This window comes from Paenibacillus sp. MABNR03 (assembly GCF_050455445.1).
Classification (GTDB): domain Bacteria; phylum Bacillota; class Bacilli; order Paenibacillales; family Paenibacillaceae; genus Paenibacillus; species Paenibacillus xylanilyticus.
Genome location: NZ_JBCIYR010000015.1, coordinates 1 through 1,386 on the forward strand (window position 1 = coordinate 1; position 1,386 = coordinate 1,386).

1 rRNA gene is annotated in these 1,386 nt (G+C 54.3%); it reads left to right on the top strand.

The features are described from left to right. Positions 1 to 1,373, top strand: a 23S ribosomal RNA gene (locus AAIH57_RS29140); the annotation flags it as partial. Positions 1,374 to 1,386 lie beyond the last annotated feature (13 nt).

Here is a 1,386-nt window from a genome sequence, read left to right on the forward strand (position 1 = left end):
TAAGGCTGAGCTGTGATGGGGAGTGAAAATTACAGTAGCGAAGGTCATGATCTCACACTGCCAAGAAAAGCCTCTAGCCAGGTGATGGTGCCCGTACCGCAAACCGACACAGGTAGGCGAGAAGAGAATTCTAAGGCGCGCGGAAGAACTCTCGTTAAGGAACTCGGCAAAATGACCCCGTAACTTCGGGAGAAGGGGTGCCCCGGTAGTGTGAATAGCACGAGGGGGCCGCAGTGAAAAGGCCCAAGCGACTGTTTAGCAAAAACACAGGTCTGTGCGAAGCCGTAAGGCGAAGTATACGGGCTGACGCCTGCCCGGTGCTGGAAGGTTAAGGGGAGCGGTTAGGGAGTAATCCCGAAGCTGTGAACCGAAGCCCCAGTAAACGGCGGCCGTAACTATAACGGTCCTAAGGTAGCGAAATTCCTTGTCAGGTAAATTCTGACCCGCACGAATGGCGTAACGACTTGGGCGCTGTCTCAACGAGAGATCCGGTGAAATTTTAATACCTGTGAAGATGCAGGTTACCCGCGACAAGACGGAAAGACCCCATGGAGCTTTACTGCAGCTTGATATTGAATTTGGGTACGATCTGTACAGGATAGGTGGGAGCCTTTGAAGCATGAGCGCCAGCTTGTGTGGAGGCACCGTTGGGATACCACCCTGATCGTATCTAGGTTCTAACCTGGTACCGTAAACCGGTGCGGGGACAGTGTCAGGTGGGCAGTTTGACTGGGGCGGTCGCCTCCTAAAGAGTAACGGAGGCGCCCAAAGGTTCCCTCAGAATGGTTGGAAATCATTCGAAGAGTGCAAAGGCATAAGGGAGCTTGACTGCGAGACCTACAAGTCGAGCAGGGACGAAAGTCGGGCTTAGTGATCCGGTGGTACCGCATGGAAGGGCCATCGCTCAACGGATAAAAGCTACCCTGGGGATAACAGGCTTATCTCCCCCAAGAGTCCACATCGACGGGGAGGTTTGGCACCTCGATGTCGGCTCATCGCATCCTGGGGCTGAAGTAGGTCCCAAGGGTTGGGCTGTTCGCCCATTAAAGCGGTACGCGAGCTGGGTTCAGAACGTCGTGAGACAGTTCGGTCCCTATCTGTCGTGGGCGTAGGAAATTTGAGAGGAGCTGTCCTTAGTACGAGAGGACCGGGATGGACGTACCGCTGGTGTACCAGTTGTTCCGCCAGGAGCACCGCTGGGTAGCTATGTACGGACGGGATAAGCGCTGAAAGCATCTAAGCGTGAAGCCCCCCTCAAGATGAGATTTCCCAGTATGTAAGACCCCTTGAAGACGACGAGGTAGATAGGCTGGGGGTGGAAGTGCAGCAATGCATGGAGCTGACCAGTACTAATCGGTCGAGGGCTTATCCAATATGCAGGTTTTA